The 18309-nt window shown below is 69.7% G+C and carries 13 protein-coding genes; 5 read left to right on the top strand and 8 right to left on the bottom strand.

Annotated features, from left to right (window positions below; translation table 11 throughout):
• Positions 1-343 precede the first annotated feature (343 nt).
• Positions 344-736, bottom strand: a complete 393-nt coding sequence (lepB, locus tag ABGB08_RS46525; protein ID WP_347604323.1) for a signal peptidase I — start codon at positions 734-736, stop codon at positions 344-346.
• 81 nt (positions 737-817) lie between these two features.
• Between lepB and ABGB08_RS46530 the strand changes: the two genes are divergently transcribed.
• Together ABGB08_RS46530 and ABGB08_RS46535 are read left to right on the top strand one after the other, a co-directional pair.
• A complete protein-coding gene (locus ABGB08_RS46530; RefSeq protein ID WP_347604325.1) occupies positions 818-1492 on the top strand; it encodes a hypothetical protein in 675 nt (224 codons plus the stop codon).
• Positions 1489-1860 carry a type II toxin-antitoxin system PemK/MazF family toxin gene (locus tag ABGB08_RS46535; RefSeq protein WP_347604327.1) on the top strand — a complete coding sequence of 124 codons (372 nt, stop codon included), beginning with the start codon at positions 1489-1491 and terminating at the stop codon, positions 1858-1860. Before ABGB08_RS46530 ends, ABGB08_RS46535 begins: the two co-directional genes overlap by 4 nt.
• A gap of 92 nt (positions 1861-1952) precedes the next feature.
• Here ABGB08_RS46535 and ABGB08_RS46540 read toward each other — a convergent pair whose 3' ends face one another.
• The 6 genes from ABGB08_RS46540 to ABGB08_RS46565 all read right to left on the bottom strand — a co-directional run bounded on the left by ABGB08_RS46540 (position 1953) and on the right by ABGB08_RS46565 (position 13075).
• The gene (locus ABGB08_RS46540; RefSeq protein ID WP_347604329.1) at positions 1953-3434 is read right to left on the bottom strand and encodes a condensation domain-containing protein; all 1482 of its coding nucleotides are present in this window, start codon (positions 3432-3434) and stop codon (positions 1953-1955) included.
• Between the two features lies 1 nt (position 3435).
• On the bottom strand, positions 3436-4878 hold the full coding sequence (locus ABGB08_RS46545; protein WP_347604400.1) for a class I adenylate-forming enzyme family protein: 1443 nt from the start codon (positions 4876-4878) through the stop codon (positions 3436-3438).
• Positions 4878-6251: a condensation domain-containing protein gene (locus tag ABGB08_RS46550; protein ID WP_347604331.1), complete on the bottom strand. Its 1374-nt coding sequence runs from the start codon at positions 6249-6251 to the stop codon at positions 4878-4880. Before ABGB08_RS46550 ends, ABGB08_RS46545 begins: the two co-directional genes overlap by 1 nt.
• Complete coding sequence (locus tag ABGB08_RS46555) at positions 6248-6493, bottom strand: acyl carrier protein (RefSeq protein WP_347604333.1); 246 nt, start codon at positions 6491-6493, stop codon at positions 6248-6250. Before ABGB08_RS46555 ends, ABGB08_RS46550 begins: the two co-directional genes overlap by 4 nt.
• Complete coding sequence (locus tag ABGB08_RS46560) at positions 6490-9573, bottom strand: amino acid adenylation domain-containing protein (protein ID WP_347604335.1); 3084 nt, start codon at positions 9571-9573, stop codon at positions 6490-6492. Before ABGB08_RS46560 ends, ABGB08_RS46555 begins: the two co-directional genes overlap by 4 nt.
• Before the next feature lie 184 nt (positions 9574-9757).
• Positions 9758-13075 (bottom strand): glycoside hydrolase family 48 protein, encoded by a 3318-nt coding sequence (locus ABGB08_RS46565; RefSeq protein WP_347604337.1) that lies wholly within the window; start codon positions 13073-13075, stop codon positions 9758-9760.
• A gap of 300 nt (positions 13076-13375) precedes the next feature.
• Here ABGB08_RS46565 and ABGB08_RS46570 point away from each other — a divergent pair, with 300 nt between their 5' ends.
• The 3 genes from ABGB08_RS46570 to ABGB08_RS46580 all read left to right on the top strand — a co-directional run bounded on the left by ABGB08_RS46570 (position 13376) and on the right by ABGB08_RS46580 (position 16357).
• A complete protein-coding gene (locus tag ABGB08_RS46570) occupies positions 13376-14119 on the top strand; it encodes an NUDIX domain-containing protein (protein WP_155352265.1) in 744 nt (247 codons plus the stop codon).
• A 146-nt stretch (positions 14120-14265) separates the two neighbouring features.
• Entirely contained in the window at positions 14266-15096 is an 831-nt protein-coding gene (locus ABGB08_RS46575) for a hypothetical protein (protein WP_347604339.1), read from the top strand.
• Positions 15097-15106: 10 nt separating this feature from the next.
• Entirely contained in the window at positions 15107-16357 is a 1251-nt protein-coding gene (locus ABGB08_RS46580) for an adenylosuccinate synthetase (RefSeq protein WP_347604341.1), read from the top strand.
• Here ABGB08_RS46580 and ABGB08_RS46585 read toward each other — a convergent pair.
• Positions 16354-18276: a S41 family peptidase gene (locus tag ABGB08_RS46585; RefSeq protein ID WP_347604343.1), complete on the bottom strand. Its 1923-nt coding sequence runs from the start codon at positions 18274-18276 to the stop codon at positions 16354-16356. The genes ABGB08_RS46580 and ABGB08_RS46585 overlap by 4 nt on opposite strands.
• Positions 18277-18309: the final 33 nt, after the last annotated feature.

The following is an 18309-nucleotide window of genomic DNA, read 5'->3' on the forward strand; positions in this document are numbered from 1 at the left end:
TGTGGTAACCGCCGTTCTATGGGGTCTTGTTGCATGTCAGGGCTACGCCACGCCGTACGCGATCCATCCGTGATCCGCAGAACCGGCACCCACCGTCTCAGCATCCGAGAATGCTGTCAGCCCTGGGATTGCGGCACTCGGTACGGCCCCGATGGGCAGGAGCCGCATTTCACGGACCGAGTCCCTGAACGATGAGTAACGGAAGATTTTTCCGACGCTCGAGGTAAGGAAGACGACGGTGAGTAGAGTCCCGCTGAATAAGAGTGAATGGTCTGCCATCTAGCCGTCACCTACAGCAATCAGAGGGCCTGGGCTATCTGGACGCCGAGGTCCCATTGAGACGCTATATTATCAGCCGCCGTATCATTCGACCCACTACTCGGTCCATCGGAACGAACCCGAAATGACGCGAATCCATACTGGACGGCAGGTTGTCGCCGGGAACGAACACATGGTTAGGCGGCACCGCTTCCAACCCGCCCGGGAATCGGTCGCCCGCAACAGCCGCGATCCGCTTGATAATTTGCCCCGGCGAGTCAGGACGCGTGATCACGACAACGTCCCCGCGCGCATAATTTGACGGACGACGCGCGATAATGACTCTGTCGCCCGCGTTCAGGTGCGGGTGCATGCTCGGCCCGTGAACATGCACGACGCCGAACTTCCGGCGCAGCACGCCAAAGGCAGAAGCCAGACAGAGCGCCACCGAGACAAGGGCTATGTAAGCGAATTCCATGGCAAGCAACCCCGGTCGAGCAGATAGGCGGGTATGAACCGAAGGTAGTTTTATGACGGATCCACTGCTGGGAGGGGAGGGATGAGCGTGGCTGCTGCTTTTGAGCCTGCTGAAGCTCAGCTCAAAGATGCCCTCCTTGCCCTGCTCAAGGTCGCCAAAGAGCAAGGGCGACGTGTCACCCTCACTCGCATGAAAGCGGCGAAGTTGCTGTACCTGGCCGACCTGGCTGCGGTGAGTGACGGGATGCCGCCCATCAGTGGTGCGAGCTGGAAGTGGCACGACTACGGGCCCTTCGACCACGCGTTGTACGACGTGGAAGATCAGCTTCTTTGGTCTAACAAGATGAATCGGCAGGACGGGCGGATCCTCCAGGCAATGCACGGTTCCGTCGTTCTCAGCCTGGCCGACGATGTCAAGCAGGTGGAGGATCCTCTTCCGCCGGGCGCGATGGGTATCCTGCGGAGGATTGTGGTCGAGCATGGGGCCAAGAACGCCACCACGCTCAAGGATCTGTCATATGCGACCCCGCCGATGGCCGAAGCACAGGCAGGCGGACAACGTGGCGTCGTGCTTAACCTCGACCGCGCGCGCGAGGCCAAGAAGGTCCGGGCATTGATTGAGCGCCACCGCGCACTTCTCCAGGACCAAGGCGTCGACCAGGATGACCCGGGCGTGGCCGCCGAGCTGATCGCCGAGCAGACAGAATTTGATGAGCTTCGCCGTCGCGCCAACACCAAGGAGCTCGGAGACGCATGATTGCCGCTATCCGCAGGGGTAGCGTCCTTCTCGTCAACGACACCGTGTTGACGCTGCCCCCCAACGACGGCCGCCAGTATCATCAGCAACGCTATGTGGTGGTGATGAGCGGGAACCTCAGAAATTCTGATCCCAACTGGCCGACCGTGCTGGTTGTTCCCACATCCACGCAGGGCAAACTGGCCACCGCCTACTGCGTCAAGCTGGACAAGGGTGTAGGAAACCTCCCCAAGTCCTGCTGGGCGCGGGCCACGATGCCCCAACCCATCCTGAAAAAGGATTTACGGGACCGCGCCGCTGACCTGCCTCTTCCGTACGTCGATTTGATCGTCAACGGGATGCTCAACTACATGGGCCTGTTGGATTGACCCCGAGGGCCACATAGAGAATGTCCCCGTTCTCCGAAGAGAGCGGGGCATTTGGTTGAGTGGGTCCGTCGTTTGGGGCGTCGGAGCCTGCGTTAGCGTGGCATGGCCCCGTGGGGGTCGGCGCGGGCGGCCTCCACCTGGGAGACCAGCTCGGCGAGCGTCGGGGTCTCGAAGAACGTGTCGAGGGTGAGTTCGACGCCGAGGCGCTTGTCCACCCGGGCGATGATCTGGGTGATCGTGAGCGAGTGACCGCCCAGGTCGAACAGGTCGTCGTCCGGGTGCACCTCCTCGACGCCCAGCACCTCGCACCAGATCGCGGTCATGACGGCCAGGATGCCCTCGTCGGCGGGACCGGCCGGGGCCGCCGTCGCGGGAGCGCTCAGGGTGGACAGTTCCGCCGGGTGCGGCGGGGGTAGGTCCTTGAGCCGCTTGTACGGCGTCGCCGCCAGCGCGGCCAGCAACTCGGCCAGGTCGGCGGCGACCAGATCGGCCGACGCCCGGCTCAGGCACGCAGGATCGAACGACAACCGCGCGCCCACACCGTCCACGACCTGCACATGCAGGGTGTTCCTGAGCGCGCCGCCGGCGGTCATCCACTCGACCGAACTGGTCAGGCCGGGGAACTCGGGATCCGGCGCCGACCGTTTGCGGTAGCTGAGCGATACGGGGGCCAGCGCCGCCCGTGGCGTGATCCCGGTCACCGCGCGGGCGAGGGGGACGCGGCGGTGGCGGTAGATCTCGCGGAGTTCGGCGCGGACGTTGCGGGCGAACTGGGCGAAGGAGTCGGTCGAGCTCGGGGTGGTGAAGACGGGCAGCTCGTTGGCGAACAGGCCGATGGTGTCCTGGTCCGCGGCGGTTCTGGTGGAGAGGTCGACGGCGAGGGTCTGGGGGCCGGAGCGGTAGCCGTACAGGAGGGTGTGCAGGAGGGCGACCAGGGCTTCGAAGCGGGTGACGCCGAGCGATTCGGCGAGCTGGCCGAGTTCGGGGTCGAGTTTGAGGTCGACCGCGTCGGCGGGGGTGGCGCGCAGGGAGAGCGCGGTCAGGCCGGGGAGGGCGAGTTCGACGGGGTCGCGCCAGCGCGGGCGCCAGAATTCCGTGGCGGCGGCGATGTCGACCGGTTCGGACTCCGAAGCCGTGGGGGGTGAAAGGGGTGAACCGCTGTAAGCCAGGGCGAGGTCGCGGACCAGGAGGTCCTTGGAGACGCCGTCGAAGACCGCGTGGTGGGCGACCACGAGCAGCTCGTGCTCGGATCCGGACGAGGTCAGGATGAACCGGGTCAGCGGGCCGGTGGCGAGATCGAACTCCACCTCGGCGGGACCCGATTCGAGCGCGGGCGGCGTCGCGGCGGGGACCAGGCCGACCACGCCGTCGCGGTCGGCGAGAGCCTTGCCCAGCAGCGGATGGCGGTCGACCACGGCGGCGCACGCGGCGGCGAGCGCGGCCCGGTCCAGCTCCCCGGTCAGCCGGATGAGCAGCGGCATGTGGTGGGCGCGCGGGTCGCCCCCGAGCCTGTCGGTGACCCACATGCCGTGCTGGGCGGGGGAGGCCTGCTCCCAGATCAGCGACGAGGACATGTCACTCGCTTTCCTCGCGCGGCGTCCCGAGCAGGCCGCGCAGTTCGGTCTTGAGGATTTTGCCCGACGGGTTCTTGGGGAGCGTGTCGAGCAGCAGGATGTGCGCGGGGAGCTCGTGCCGGGCCAGCCGGGTGGCCAGGAACGCGCGCAGGTCGTTGGCGGAGACGCCGGCTACCACGGCGGCGGCCACCGCCGTGCCCAGCGAAGGGTCGGGCACGCCGAAGACGGCGGCTTCGACCACGTCCGGATGTTCGTACAGGGCGGCTTCCACCATGATCGTTGAGACCTTGAAGGCGCCGGACTTGACCACGTCGCTCTCGCGGTCGACCAGGTAGAGGTAGCCCTCCTCGTCGAGGTAGCCGAGGTCGCCCATGCGGATCCAGCCGTCCTTGAAGACCGCGCCGGTGGCCTCGCCGTCGCCGACGTACGAGCGGGGGGCCGCGCCGGAGCGTAGCCATACCTCGCCCGTCTCGCCTGGCGGGAGCGTGCCGTCGCCGATCCGCAGGCCGCTGCCGAACGCGGGCCGGCCGAGCGCGGCCGGACGTTTCGGATCGAAGATCATCACGGTCTGGGCGGGGGCCGCTTCGGTGGAGGTGTAGTAGTTCGTCACCGTCGCCTTCGGGAACGCCTTCGTGAGCCGGAGCGCCAGCGCGGGCGGCAGGGCGGCGGCGGCCGAGCCGAGCAGCAGCACCGAGGAGAAGTCATGCCGATCGGCCGCGCCCGAGGCGAGGAGCTCGTTGGCCATGGTCGGGACCAGGAAGACCGTGCCGACGCCGTGCGACTCGATCAGGCGGGCGAACCTGGACGGCGTGAACACGGGAGGGGTGAGCATGGCCGGGACGGAGTCCAGCGCGTTGAGCAGCATGGCCTGACCGGCCTGGGTGCCGATCGGGAAGGCGTGCAGGAAGTGTTTGGAGTGCCGGAACATCCGGCGCGCGGGCGGCCCGCCCCGGCCGAAGGCCAGGTTCGCGTGGGTCGCGCCCACGCCTTTCGGCCGTCCGGTGGTGCCGGAGGTGTAGAGAATCTGGGCCAGGTCCTTCGGCCGTGGCCCCTCCGGGAGGTCGCCGTGGGCGAGTTCGAGTTCGGTTACGACCGACGACCAGCCTTCGATTTTGGGCGGGCGTAACCGGGAGGCGTGCACGATGCCCACGGCTCCGCAGTCGCGTACCAGGAACTCCAGCTCGGGTTCGGCCAGCCGGTCCGACAGCGGCACCGCCACCGCCCCGGCCATCAGCACCCCGACGTACGCCACCGCGTAGTCGGCCCAGTCCCGGGACCCGTACAGCAGCGCCACCCGCTCGCCCGCCCGGACGGGCAGCCCTCGCGCCACGGCGGCCGAACGCCGCTCCCACGCCCCGAACGTCAGCGAGTCCACCCCCGCGACCTCGATCGCGACCCGGGCGGCGTCCTCCCGCGCGCGCGCAGCGAGCAGCTCGGCCAGCATCACGGAGCGACCTCCAGCTCACCCGGCCGGGCGTCCCTGAAAGCCGACTCCACCACGAGTTCCTCCACCGCGCGCAGCAGCCCGACCATCCGGCTCTGCGGCAGGCGGCAGGTGTCGGCGTTCAGGCCGATCGACAGGATGCCGCTCTGGCGGGTCACGAAGAAGCAGAAATTGCAGGTGAAATGGTCCACTCCCGGCAGCCACTCGATCCGGGAGGACGTCACCGAGGTGCGGATCGCGTCCTCGCCCGGCGAGCTCTCCTGCAGGGCGCTGTGGTCGACCGGGCGCATGTCGTTGAAGCAACACGACGGGTCGACCTTGACCGCGCGGTCCGCGCTCACCCGCTCCACCATGGCCTCCCAGGCCAGCTGGTCGTACTGGGCGTGCCGGTAGGCGCGCATCGCCTCCGGCAGGGTGGCCTCCAGCGTCTCGGCCAGCGTCGCGTCGGGATCGGGGGACATCGTGAACAGGCCGAGCTGGCTGAGCGAGGTCACCAGGTCCCTGGTCTCCGGCCGGAACCGGTTGTGCACGATCGGGGTGATCACGCAGGTCTCGTGCGGGGTGATCGTGCCGATCAGCGCCGAGACGGCGGTGAGCAGCACGGTCGCCGTGCTCATGTGATGCCGCGCGGCCACGATCGTGACCGAGTCCTCCAGCGCCCGCGACTCCAGCATCGCCTTGCTCCAGCGCGGCGAGCCCGGCTCGGCGACCAGATCGGGGAACATCGTCGGCGGGCCCTTGCGGTAGCCCGCCTCCCAGTGCGCCAGCGCCCGCTCGGATCGGTTGCGCCCCACGCCGGACTCCTGCTCGGCCACCAGGTCGAGCACCTGCTGGGACGGCGGCCTGGCCAGGCTCCCGCGCAGCAGCAGCTGGCGCAGGTCGCGGACCACGATGTCGGCCGCGTAGCCGTCCACGGCGGTGTGGCACAGCACCACCCCGACCTGCCGCACCACGTCGTCGACGGTGATCAGCCCGATCCGGACCGGCCACTCCTCGACCAGGTCGAACGAGCGCGCGGCCAGATCCAGGACCAGGCCCTCGGCCGCCTTCTCCGCCTCCTGCTCGGTGGCCGCCAGCACCTGCCGCTCCAGCCAGCCGGTCTCCGACACGATCTGGAACGGCTGGCCGTCCGCGTGGAGGGCGATCCTGGACCGCAGCGAGTCGTGCCGCGCGACCAGCGCGACCACGGCCGAGGTCACCTGCTCCACCGTGTACGGGCCGCGCCCGCGCGGCATCGGCAGCACCCGCCAGAGGTTGAAATAGTGCGCGCTCGCCGGACCGGCCTGCCGCATGGCCTCGTAGATGGACCGCTGCCCCCAGGCCAGGTTCGCGCGGCCCCCGCGCCCGCCCGAGAAGCGCACCCGCTCGCTCATCCCAGCCTCCCGGCCACGTCCGCGACCAGGTTCGCGAAGTCGTCCACCAGGCCCGGGTCCACGTCCACGCCGAACTCGTCCTCGATGGCGTCCACCAGCCGGATCAGGCTGAGCGAGGTCACGCCGAGCGCGGCCAGCGAGTGCCGCGCGGCCAGCACGTCGTCGGCCGAGATCTGGTCGTCGGTGGCGGCGGCCACCATGACGGCCAGCCGGTTCTCCAAGGGGTCCTGCACTATGTTCACCTCCAGGTCTGGGCTGTCTCTTGGGACGCCTCGCCGAGCAGCCGCTCGGCTTCGTCCTCCGGCATCGCCGCCAGCTCCTCGCGCAGGCGCTCCTCGAGGGCGGCGGCCAGGTCGGCGACCGTACGCCGGGCGAACAGCGTGCGCAGCGGCAGCTCGATTCCGGTGATGACGGCCAGCCGCACGCTCACCCGGACCGTCATCAGCGAGTGACCGCCGATCCGGAAGAAGTCGTCGAACACCCCGATGGGACTGCCGGGGCCGAGCACGTCGGTCCAGACCTCGGCGACCAGCTCCTCGGCGTCGGTCCTGGGGGCGACGAATTCCGGCCGGCCGGCACCGGGCAGTCCCTCCGGCGGCGGTAGCGCGCGGCGGTCCACCTTGCCGTTGGCGGTCAGCGGGAGGGCGTCCAGGCCGAGCAGGAAGGCCGGGATCATGTACTCGGGCAGGCGGTCGGCCAGCAGGCGCAGGAGGTCGTCCTGGTCGGCGGGCGGGGGGACGACGTAGGCGAGGAGGATCTCGTCGTGGACGGCGGCGACGGCCTGGCGCACGCCGGGGAGGCTTTCCAGGACGGATTCGATCTCGCCGAGTTCGATGCGGTGGCCACGGAGTTTGATCTGGTTGTCGGCGCGGCCGAGGAATTCCAGGGTGCCGTCGGGGCGGTGGCGTACGGTGTCGCCGGTGCGGTAGAGGCGGGTGCCGGGCGGGCCGTACGGGTCGGGGACGAAACGGTCGGCGGTGAGGGCGGGGCGGCCGTGGTAGCCGAGGGCGACGCCGGAGCCGCCGATGAGGAGCTCGCCGGGGACGCCGATGGGCAGCGGGTCGAGGTGCTCGCCGACGACGTAGCAGCGGGTGCCGCCGATGGGGGAGCCGATGCGGATCTCGTCAGGATTTTCCGGGACTTCCCAGGAGGTGGACCAGATGGTGGTCTCGGTGGGGCCGTAGACGTTGACCAGGCGGGCGACGCGGGGGCGCAGCTCTCTGGCCAGGGCAGGCGGGAGGGCTTCGCCGCCTGCGAGGGCTACTAGGGAGGGGTCGCGGAAACCGGTGTCGAGGAGGGCGCGCCAGCCGGAGGGGGTGGCCTGGGCGTGGGTGACGCGCTCGGCGCGGATCAGGCGGGCGAGCGCGGGGGCTTCGGCGGATTCGGCGAGGACGACGGTGCCGCCGGTGGCGAGCGGGAGGTAGAGCTCCAGGGCGGAGATGTCGAACGAGAGGGAGGTCGCGGCCAGCCAGACGTCGCCGGGCGCGGAGCCGAGCTGGTCGGCCATGGCGGCGAGCAGGTTGGCCAGCGCGGAATGCGGGACGGTCACGCCCTTCGGCTGGCCGGTCGAACCCGACGTGTACAGCACATAGGCCGGATCACCCGGCGACGGGGGAAATTTCGGATTTGTGGCCCTGGCTTCGGGGTTCGTGGACGCTTCGGAGCTCGGGGGCGGCTCGGGGCTTGAGGGCGGTTCGGGGCTCGAGGATGCTTCGCGGTCCGGGAGCGTTTTGAGGGACAGGGGCTTCGCGCCGGAATCCGCGAGGACGAAAGCGCGTCGGGCGGGCGGATACTCCGGGTCGAGCGGGACATAAGCCGCACCCGTTCGCTGGACCGCGAGCAATGCCACCAGCAGATCCGTGCTCCTGGGCAGCTGGATCGCCACCAGATCGCCACGCCCCGCCGGAATTCGCGCGGCCAGTTCCGTGACCCGCCGATCGAGCTCGGCGTAGCTCAGCCGATCCTGCCCGCACACCAGCGCGAGCGCGTCCGGCCGGGCCTCGACCTGCGCGGCGAACATCGCGTCGAAGGTGCCGGAAACCCCCGGAGCGGCCTGATTCCAGCCGCGCACCACCAGATCGCGCTCGTCCCCGCGCGGCGCGGTCAGCCGCGACAACCGGATCTCCGGGTCCAGGAGCACCCGCTCCAAGATGTCCTGATATCCCGCGACATACCGCTGGATGGTCTCCCGATCGAACAGATCGCTGTTGTAGACCGCCAGCATGCCCTTCTCCCACACCGCGAACCGCAACTCGTGCGTCGCGTGCGGAAAATCCGGCTCCACGTGCTCGGTCTCGATCCCCGGCAGGGTCAGCGTCGGATTCGCCAGGTTGAACAGCCCGAACATCGCCTGGAACAGCGGCGTCCTGCTCTGGTCCCGCGGCACGTCCAGCGCCGTCAGCAGCTGGTCGAACGGCACGTCCCCATGCCGGTACGCCGCCAGCAACCGTGACCGCGTCCGCCGCAGCGACTCCCGGAACGTCGGATCCCCCGACAGATCCCCCCGCGACACCAGCGTGTTCGCGAACAACCCGATCAGCGGCTCGTACTCCTGCTTCCGCCGCCCGGCCGTGGCGAACCCGATGGAGATGTCGATGCTCCCGCTCCGCCCGGACAACAACGCCTGGTAGGCCGTCATCAGCACCATGAACGGCGTGCAACGTTCCGCCGCCGCGAACCGGTCCACCGCCTGCAGCAGCGATTCCGGCAGGTCGCGCTGCACGTGCCCGCCGGCGGTGGTCACCACCGGCGGCCGCGGCCGGTCGGCCGGCAGCGCCAGCGGCGGCGCGCCCACCAGCACGTCCGTCCAGTAGTCCAGCGACTTGGGCGCCCCCGCGTCCGCCGCCAGGAGGAAGTCGGAGTACTGCGCCGGGAGCGGTGGCGGTTCCTCCCCGCCGTACAGCAGGGCCAGCTCGTGCCGCAGCAGCCCGAGCGACCAGGCGTCGGCCACGATGTGGTGCACGACCAGGCAGAACGTGAACCGCTCAGGACCGGTGGCGATGAGGGTGGCCCGGATCAGCCGGTCGGTGGCGAGGTCGAAGGGCCGGGAGATCCGGTCGGTCACCAGCGGGTCCGGCGCGTCGGCGGCGATCAGCTCGAGCGCGAACGGCTCCGGCGGGTCGACGACCTGCGCGGGGGAGCCGTCCCGGAGCGGGAACCGGGCGCGCAGCACCTCGTGCCTGGTGGTGATCTCGGTCAGTGCGGCCGCGAGCCCGTCCGGGTCGACCGGGCCGCTCAGCCGCGCGACGTGGAACAGGTGGTACGACGGGTCCCGGGGATCGAGCCTGTGCAGGAACCACAAACGTTCCTGTGCGAGTGACAAGGGGAGCATCGAAGCCCTTTGACCAGCGACTTATTTGATGGGAACGCTCCCACGATGGGATCGTTTCGTCAAGATCCACCCATCACAGCTGGATGGACGGCCTGTGCGGATATGAAACTTTCATTCGAGAAAGCCGGAACGGCTGCCGCCACGGGGGGCGGCAGCCGTACCGGATCGAACTAGATCATCCTGCGGGGAAGAACGAGCCGTAGTCGGCGAGCGCCATCGCGGCGTCCGCCTGAGCCCAGAATCGGTGGTAGGTGAACGACGGCACGGCGCCGCCGTTCAGGTAGGTCTGCACCTTCGACCAGTCAGGGTCGCTGGTGTAGAAGGAGCGGATGCCGAGGAAGGACTTGCCCGGCACGATCGTGTCGCCGTTGGGCATGACCCCGCTGTAGCCGGACGGGATGTACAGACCCGTCTGGTTGGCCGAGGTCCACACGTCGTCGAACCTGTTGTAGTCGGCGCGGGTCTCCGGCACCACGATGCCGCGGGCGTCCTTCAGCATGATCATGCGGTCCAGCAGGCCCTTGGCCGTGTTCTTGGCCGAGATGCCGAGCGTGCTGGTGGGCTCCTTGGCGGCGTAGTAGATCAGCGTCCGGGCGTACGCGGCCGCGACGCCGACGTCCTGGGTCCGGTTGCGGACCGTGACGTGCAGGCCGGGGTTGTCCGCGGGCGTGCCGGTGGCGCTGTTGAAGCTGGCCGACGGAGCGCCGCTCCAGTCCATCTCGTTCGGGATCTGGAAGGTGCTGCCGGTGCCGAGCGTGGTCTGCGAGATGGCCCAGGCCACCCACTTGTCCAGCACGGACTTGGCCATCGTGTTGCCGGTCACGTAGTACAGCTCCGCGAGGCGCTGCATGCCCCAGCCCTGGAAGCCGAACCACTGGTTGGAGGGCGGGTCGTGGTAGACCGGGTCGACGTCGTACGTCATGCCGAAGAACTGCGGCTGACCGGCCGGTCGGGCCGCGTACGCGCCGTCCCAGCTGTTGGTCGCGCCACCGGCGATGGCGCCCTCAGCCGACTGCAGCCACTTGTAGAACTGCACCTGCCTGGTGAGGCTCTGCTCCCAGTCGGCCGCGGCCGTCGGCGACTGCGGGCGCAGCGCGGTCGGGCCGGCCGGGGACAGCGCCCACGCGGCGAGCGGGTTCTGGTAGCCGCCGTGGTTGTGGCTGGAGCCGATCCGCCACGACCAGGCGCCGTCCAGCGCCCCGCCCCACGCGAAGTACCAGTTCAGCAAGTACGCCGAGCTGCTCTTGCCGGAGCCCGCGGCACAGGTGGGCGCGGCGCAGCCGGGGTTCTTGAAGTACTTGTCGTACATCGCGTAGCGCAGGTAGTCGCCGAGCTTGCCGGCCTTGGTCAGGGTCGACGAGATCTGGGACTGGTTGCCCTGCTCGGTGGCCCAGGTGAGCGCCCAGTACGCCGCCTCGACGGCGCGCGCGTCGGCGTCGGGGGCGGCGGTGTACCGCCACTGGGCGGCCGCGGTGCCCTGGATGAACAGCGGCTGGTAGCCCTGGCCGGACTGGCCGTACCGCTGCGTCTCGCACGACGGGTGCGGGACGGTCTCCCAGACCGACTCCTGCGGGCCGCGCTGGTAGGTGTTGATGTAGGTGACCCGCTTGGTGTTGTCGCCGCACTCGGTGAGCGAGGAGCCCCGCCCGGTGCCGTAGCCGTAGACGTCGTCCACGTCGAGCAGCCAGTGCATGGCGTACATGTTGCGGTTGCCGTACGTCGAGGCGAGCTCGTTGGCCAGCGGGTCGGAGCCGGCCACCACGGAGGTGGACAGCGGCGACGGGTAGCCGCTCGGCTGGTTGAACTCGGGCGCGTAGTCGGCCGGGTCCGCCGGGTTGTAGCTGGTCATGCCGCCCGGCTGGTTGGCGGCCGAGGGGATGATGTAGGTCTCCATCAGGGTCCAGGCGGCGTTGAACGGCGCCCAGTTCCTGGTCACGCGACCGTACTGCGCCTCCAGCCAGATGAGGAAGCTGAACGCCTCCGACGTGGTCTCGTGACCGTGGTCGGGGGCCTCCACCATCAGCGTCTCGATCGAGTGGTACGGGATGCCCTCGGGGGAGAGGTAGCCGCTGGCGGACGCCTTCAGCTTGTCGTACTGGGCCTGGAACTCGGTCAGGTAGGAGTTACTGGTGTTCTCGTCGTCGGCCTCGGTCGCGGTGACAGAAACCGACGTCAGACCGGATGAAGCCACGGTGATCGTCCGCGTGCCGTTGGTGCTGTCCGCGTCCTGCGCCGCCGAGAGCGTGACGCTCTGCGGGGTGGCGAAGTTGGCCGGGGTGAAGGTCAGCGAAGCGCCGCCGGTCACGGTGATGTTGGTGTCACCGGTGGTCGCGGCGGTGTTGGTCACCGTCACGTTGGCGGTCGGCGCGATGGCCAGCCGCACGCTGTAGATCGCGGTGGAGCCCTCCGGCACGCTCAGGCTGGTCGGGGTGACGACCAGGGACTGGGTGGTGACCGGGTCGTCGTCCGCCTCCGTTGCCGTGATCGGGGTGACGGGCCCGCCGGAGCCACAGGTCAGGTTGATGGTCCGGGTGCCGTTGGTGGTGTCGGCGTCCTGAGCGGCGCTCAGGGTCACGTTCTGCGGGGTGGCGAAGTTGGCCGGGGTGAAGGTCAGCGAAGCGCCGCCGGTCACGGTGATGTTGGTGTCGCCACCGGTCGCCGCCGCGCTGGTCACGACCACGTTCGCGGTCGGCGCCTGGTTGAGCCGCACCGAGTACGTGGCCGTGCCGCCCTCGGGCACGCTCACCATCGTCGGGGTCACGATGCAGGACAGCGTCGTGGTCGGGTCGTTGTCCACTTCGGTCGCGGTGACCGGAACCGTGGTCAGGCCCGTGGAGGCGACGTTGATGGTGCGGGTGCCGTTGGTGGTGTCCGCGTCCTCAGCGGCGGCGATCGTCACGTTCTGCGGCGTGGCGAAGTTGGCCGGGGTGAAGGTGAGCGAGGCGCCGCCGGAGACGGTCAGGTTGGTGTCACCGGTGGCCGCGGCGGTGCTGGTGACCGTGACGTTGGCTGTCGGGGCGGACTGCAGCCGCACCGAGTAGGTCGCGGTCCCACCCTCGGGCACGTTCACGCTGGTCGGCGTGACCACCAGGGCCTGGGTCGTCACCGGGCCAGTACACGGGGTGCCGTTCAGCGAGAACGCGGTCGGGTTGGTGTTGGTCCCGCTGAAGGTGAAGTTGGCGCCGGGCTGGACGACCGCGTTGGCGGCCAGGTTGGGCGCCCAGGAGGGGGCGGCGATGGTGACGTTGGCGCCAGACTGGCTCCAGGTGCCTTCCCAGCCGTTCTGGAGGGTCTGGTTGCCGGGGAAGGTGTAGGTGATCCGCCAGTTGGACACCGGGTCGCCGAGGTTCTGGAGCCGGACGGACGCGCCGAAGCCGTTGCCGCCCTCCCAGGTCTTCGTGTATGTCACCTGACAGGCCACGGCGGCGTGCGCCGGGGCCGAGGGGACGGTGGCAAGAGCGAGGGCAGTGGCGAACGCAGTCGCCACCGCCATCAAACGCCCTCGCCAGGATCTTGATCTCAAACTGATCATCTCCCAGCCATATGGGGTCCACGCCGTCCCGGTTTTGCGGGTGTACGGCTCCAAGCGCGCCCAACCCCCTCATTGGGAGCGCTCCCAATGTCCGTTGGTTTCGGGGGGGCGTACAGGGTGTTTCGCCAACATGACGGGGTGGCCCCCTTGTGACGTGCGCCGCTTCGCCGGGGGCGGTGAAACGTTCAGCGCATCTTGTGTGGTAGGGGTTCCCGCGTTATTCTCATTCCGAGAACTACTCGACTTGAGAAAGACGGGCGGATGGACGAATCGGATTTCCTCGCGGCATACAACCCGCGGGCCTTCGACCCGATGGCCGTCACGGCCGACATCGTGGCGCTGACCATCCGGGACGGGCGGCTACACGTCCTGCTCGTGCGGCGCGGCGAACCGCCGTTCCGCGGGGCGTGGGCGCTGCCCGGCGGCTTCGTCCGCGAGGACGACCTGGAGGAGGCCGCGGCACGTGAGCTCGCCGAGGAGACCAGTCTGTCCCCGGCCGATCTGGACCGGGTCCACCTGGAGCAGCTCGGCACCTACGGCAAGCCGGGACGTGACCCGCGGATGCGCGTCGTCACCGTCGCCTACCTCGCCTTCGCCCCCTGGCTGCCCGATCCGAAGGCCGGATCAGACGCGGACGCCGCGGTGTGGACTCCCTTGACTGCCACTCGGGAGCTGGCCTTCGACCACGCGAAGATCCTCGACGACGGCCTGGAGCGGGCCCGTTCGAAGCTGGAGTACACGCCGCTGGCGACCTCGTTCGTCGGCGAGGAGTTCACCATCTCCGAACTGCGCGCCGTCTACGACGCCGTCTGGGAGGAGCAGCTGCACCCCGGCAACTTCCACCGGAAGGTGCTGTCGGTCCCGGGCTTCGTGGAGAGCACCGGACTGACCACGGAACGCGGGGGGCCTCGGGGGGGCCCTCGCGCCCGGCTCTACCGCAAGGGCGACGCCAAGTACCTGCACCCCGCCCTGCTGCGGCCATCGCGTGAAGACGAAATCCGCTGAACGAAGCCACCGGAAGGCTTGGCCGCGCCTGTGTCTGGACTGAGGAACGGAGGTCGCGAAGCGGCCGGAGTGACGAGGGAAGACGCAGGCTGAAAGCGGCCAAGCCCGCCGTGCCGGAGGCGCGGCCATGAAAAAGGAGCACCTCAATGGGGGACGGAAGATGGTCCGTCGATGCCTACGACGCCGCGCAGCGGTATCGGGAGGAACGAGGGCTGAGCGCCTTCGGGCACAGCGATGCGATGCGGCGGCTCAGCCGCCTGCAGTGGCGGGTCCACCAGGCCCTGGATCCGATCGGGCTCGGCGTCCGCGAATCCCGTGATTCGGCCGAGCACCCGGAGTCCGTGGCCATCGCGGTGCTCTTCGACGTGACCGGCTCGATGCAGCTGGTCCCGCGGGAGCTGCAGGCCCGGCTGCCCAACCTGCTCACCGCCATCACCGAGCACCTGCCGCACGCGCAGATCCTGTTCGGCGCGATCGGCGACGCCACCTGCGACCAGGCGCCGCTGCAGGTCGGCCAGTTCGAGTCCGACAACCGGATGGACGAGGACCTGCGCCGGATCCTGCTGGAGGGCGGGGGCGGCGGCAGCATGCAGGAGTCCTACGAGCTGGCCTTCTACTTCCTGGCCAGGCACACCGAGCTGGACTGCTTCACCAAGCGCGGGGTGCGCGGCATCGCCTTCGTGATCGGCGACGAGACCGCCTATCCGATGGTCAAGGGCTACGAGGTGGCCAGCCTGTTCGGCCACGGTCAGCCGCAGGACGTCCGGCTTGAGGAGATTCTCAGGCAGGCGCAGGTCTCCTGGGACATCAACTTCGTCATCCCCGGCGGCACCTCACACGGACGCAACCAGCACGTCACGGGTTTCTGGCACAACCTGCTCGGCGACCGGGTGATCGAGATCGGCGACGTCTCGCAGATCTGCCAGACGATCGCTCTCACCGTGGTCGACCGCGTCATGTCCCAACGGGCACGGTAACGGGGGAGAGATGGACGAGCACGTCATCATCGCCGATCTGGGGTACGGCGACAGCGGCAAGGGCACCATCGTGGACTGGCTCTGCTCGCGCACGAAGGACGCCCCGCACGCGGTCGTCCGCTACAACGGCGGCGCGCAGGCCGGCCACAACGTGATCACGCCCGACGGGCGGCACCACACGTTCGCGCAGTTCGGCGCCGGGACGTTCTGGGGCGTCCCGACGTTCCTGTCGCGCTTCATGATGGTCGACCCGCTGGCGCTGATCGCCGAGCACGCGCACCTGCGCTGGCTCGGCACGGGCGACCCGTTCGAGCTGCTCACCGTCGCGCCCGACGCGCTCGTCACCACGCCGTACCACAAGGCGGCCAACCGCGCGCGGGAGCGGGCCCGGGGGCGTGGCAGGCACGGATCGTGCGGGATGGGAGTCGGCGAGACGGCCTCCTACGCGGTTTCCCATCCCGCCGCCGCCCCCCGGGTGGCCGACTGCGGCAGCCCGCGCTCGCTCCGGCTGCTGCTGCGCCGGCTGCGCGAGTGGGTGATCGACGAGGTCGGCCCGGTGCCGCTGCCCGCGGTGGACGACGTCGCCGACGCGTTCGGCGCGTTCGCCCTCCGGGTGCGCACCGGGCGGCTGCCCTCGGGCGGGCCGCTGCTGTTCGAGGGCGCGCAGGGCGTGCTGCTCGATGAGGTGTACGGCTTCCATCCGTACACGACCTGGTCCACGACGACGTTCATGAACGCCTTCACGCTGCTGGACGAGGCGGGGGCGGGGGCCGGGGACGTGCGGCGGCTCGGCGTGCTGCGCACCTACGGGACGCGGCACGGCCCCGGACCCTTCGTCACCGAGGACGCCAAGCTCTCGCTGCCGGAACGGCACAACGACACCGGCGAGTGGCAGGGCGCGTTCCGGGTCGGCCACCTGGACCTGGTGGCCGCGCGGTATGCCGTCCAGGTGTGCGGAGGCGTGGACGAGCTCGCCCTCACCCACCTGGACGTCGCCGACGAACACCCTGAACTGCGCGTCTGCCGCGCCTACGACCAGCCGGTACGGCTCACGCCCGGCGACCTCCCGCACCAGGCCGACCTGGCCAGGCGGCTGGCCGGCGCCCGCCCGATCCTGGAACCGGTGCCCGGGCCGTGGCCCGCCTTCGTGGCCGACGAGCTCGGCGTGCCGGTCACGGTGACCTCCAGCGGGCCGACCTGGCTGGACAAGCGCGTCCGCCGCATTCCCCGGGTGAGCAGGAAGATGGCGCGGGCCGCCTAATCAAGGAACGTGCGAGCGACCGCGACCAGGTCCTTGCCGAGGAAGCCCTCGGCGCGGATCTCGGTCGCGGTTACCATGTCGGGGACGACCACCGTGGATTCTCCCGCCGCGATGTCGTAGGAGCCGCGCGGCCGGCCGTCCACGTACAGGTCGGCGCGGTCGAGGCCGAGCGTGTCCAGGGTGACGGTGAGGCTGGCGTCGCCGGGGACGGCGGTGAGCCGGAGGCGTCGCACGGGTTTGCCGTGCAGGATGCTCCCGGCCCGTTCCATCAGGTCCTGGTTGCCGTGCAGGACGTCGGCGGCGGTGAGCTGGTGCCGTACCGAGGGGAGGACGCCGAGATCCTCCAGGGGGACCCCGGCGGAGCCGCCCACCCGGAGCATGCGGCGGATGGCGAGGGTCATACCGGCGCCCCGAGGCAGGTTCTCATAGGGCTCCCGCAGGGCCTTGCGCAGGTCGGTGTGGTCGACCACGTTGCCGCCGCCCGCGCCGGTGTTGCCGTCGGTGCCGATGATCTCGCCGATCTCGTGGTCGGCGAATCCGGCGGCGAAGATGTCGGCGGTGGAGTAGCAGCGGGCGTCGGTGATCAGCACGACCGGGCCGTGGTAGAACTGGCCGAACGCGTTGGCCAGCGTGGGCGCGGTCAGCGTGAAGGCGTCGGAGTAGACCGCGCCCGTCTCCACCGACTGCTCCAGCGACGCCGCCCATTGGCCGTAGTTTCTGGGCGATTCGCGGGCTAAGCGAAGGTTGAGCGGGCTGCAGAGCATCTGAGCGGACTCGGGCTGGATCTTCTTCGGGGTGAGGAACTGCAGCAGGGTCTCGCCCGCCGCGATGACGCCGCCGGGGTTGTTCCTGATGTCGATGATCAGACCGGCTTCCGGCAGGTGGGTGGCGATGGCCACGAAGTCGTTGAGGAACTTCAGGAACACCTGCTGGAAGGCCGCGTCGGTGGCGAACTCGCCCAGCTGGAAGCCGGTGATCCGGATGTGGCCGTAGGTGCCGGTGCTGGTGGCGACCTCGCGCCAGAGGAACTTCCCGGTCGCCTGGTAGGCGGAGGGGGAGGCTTCGGCGGCTTTGGCGGGCGGGTTGAGGAACGCCCGGATCGAGGCGACCTCCTGGCCTTCCAGGTCGAAGCCCTGCGGGAGCGATCCGGACGGCGGTGTCGGCGGGACGATCCGGCGGAGGACCAGCCACTCCATGCTGAACTGCTGGGGTTTGCCGTCCAGGTCGATGTAGTGGATGTCGACCCACTCCTCGTCCGGGGGCAGGTGCACGACCAGGGAGCGGCTGGTGAGGGTGGCCAGGGCGCGCCGGTGGCGGGCGGCCGGGTTGCCGCCGGTGTAGCGGGAGCCGTTGAGCTCGACCGCGCGGGCGATCGGGATCCCGTTCCAGTGGGTGACGACCACGCCGGGCACGAATTCGGCGGGGACCAGGGTGGGGGAGTCCACTGACGAGACCAGGTACTGGGTGCCGCCCGTACCGTCGGCGGCTTCCTCGATGACGAACGGGAGGGCCGCCGCGGTGTTGTTGAAGGGCTCGGGCAGCAGGTAGAGCGTGTGCAGGTCGCGGACCGAGTGGAAGATCGACAACATCTCGGCGTGGAAGGCGAGTTCCGGGTCGGGGGTGCCGGGGCGGTCGAGCTTGGCCCGGAGCAGCTTGAGGCGCTGCAGCGGGTTGACGCCGTGCATGGCGATCTTCAGCGGCAGGTGGGCGTAGTTCTGCTCCAGCACCAGCAGGGACTGCTCGACGATGACGCGCCGCTCGTCCAGGGTCAGCTCGCCCGCGTCGCTGAGGAACTCGCGCAACGTCAGGCCCTGGATGAGGGTCCAGACGGGAGTGGGTTCCGGAGCTGCCTCCGGCACGGGTGCGGCGGCCGCGGCCACCGCCATCGCGGCCGGGTCGAAGATGTCGCCGGATGGCATGGGTGCTCCTCACGCGATATCGGTTTATTTCCC

This window comes from Acrocarpospora sp. B8E8 (assembly GCF_039871605.1).
Lineage (GTDB): Bacteria > Actinomycetota > Actinomycetes > Streptosporangiales > Streptosporangiaceae > Acrocarpospora > Acrocarpospora macrocephala.

Coding starts and splice junctions, on each gene's coding strand:
- ABGB08_RS46545 (WP_347604400.1), bottom strand. CDS start 4,878: ATGCTGGCCGAGCTGCTCGCTGCGCGCGCGCGGGAGGACGCCGCCCGG.
- ABGB08_RS46585 (WP_347604343.1), bottom strand. CDS start 18,276: ATGCCATCCGGCGACATCTTCGACCCGGCCGCGATGGCGGTGGCCGCG.
- ABGB08_RS46570 (WP_155352265.1), top strand. CDS start 13,376: ATGGACGAATCGGATTTCCTCGCGGCATACAACCCGCGGGCCTTCGAC.
- ABGB08_RS46575 (WP_347604339.1), top strand. CDS start 14,266: ATGGGGGACGGAAGATGGTCCGTCGATGCCTACGACGCCGCGCAGCGG.
- ABGB08_RS46580 (WP_347604341.1), top strand. CDS start 15,107: ATGGACGAGCACGTCATCATCGCCGATCTGGGGTACGGCGACAGCGGC.
- ABGB08_RS46550 (WP_347604331.1), bottom strand. CDS start 6,251: ATGAGCGAGCGGGTGCGCTTCTCGGGCGGGCGCGGGGGCCGCGCGAAC.
- ABGB08_RS46535 (WP_347604327.1), top strand. CDS start 1,489: ATGATTGCCGCTATCCGCAGGGGTAGCGTCCTTCTCGTCAACGACACC.
- ABGB08_RS46540 (WP_347604329.1), bottom strand. CDS start 3,434: ATGTCCTCGTCGCTGATCTGGGAGCAGGCCTCCCCCGCCCAGCACGGC.
- ABGB08_RS46530 (WP_347604325.1), top strand. CDS start 818: ATGAGCGTGGCTGCTGCTTTTGAGCCTGCTGAAGCTCAGCTCAAAGAT.
- lepB (WP_347604323.1), bottom strand. CDS start 736: ATGGAATTCGCTTACATAGCCCTTGTCTCGGTGGCGCTCTGTCTGGCT.
- ABGB08_RS46565 (WP_347604337.1), bottom strand. CDS start 13,075: ATGGCGGTGGCGACTGCGTTCGCCACTGCCCTCGCTCTTGCCACCGTC.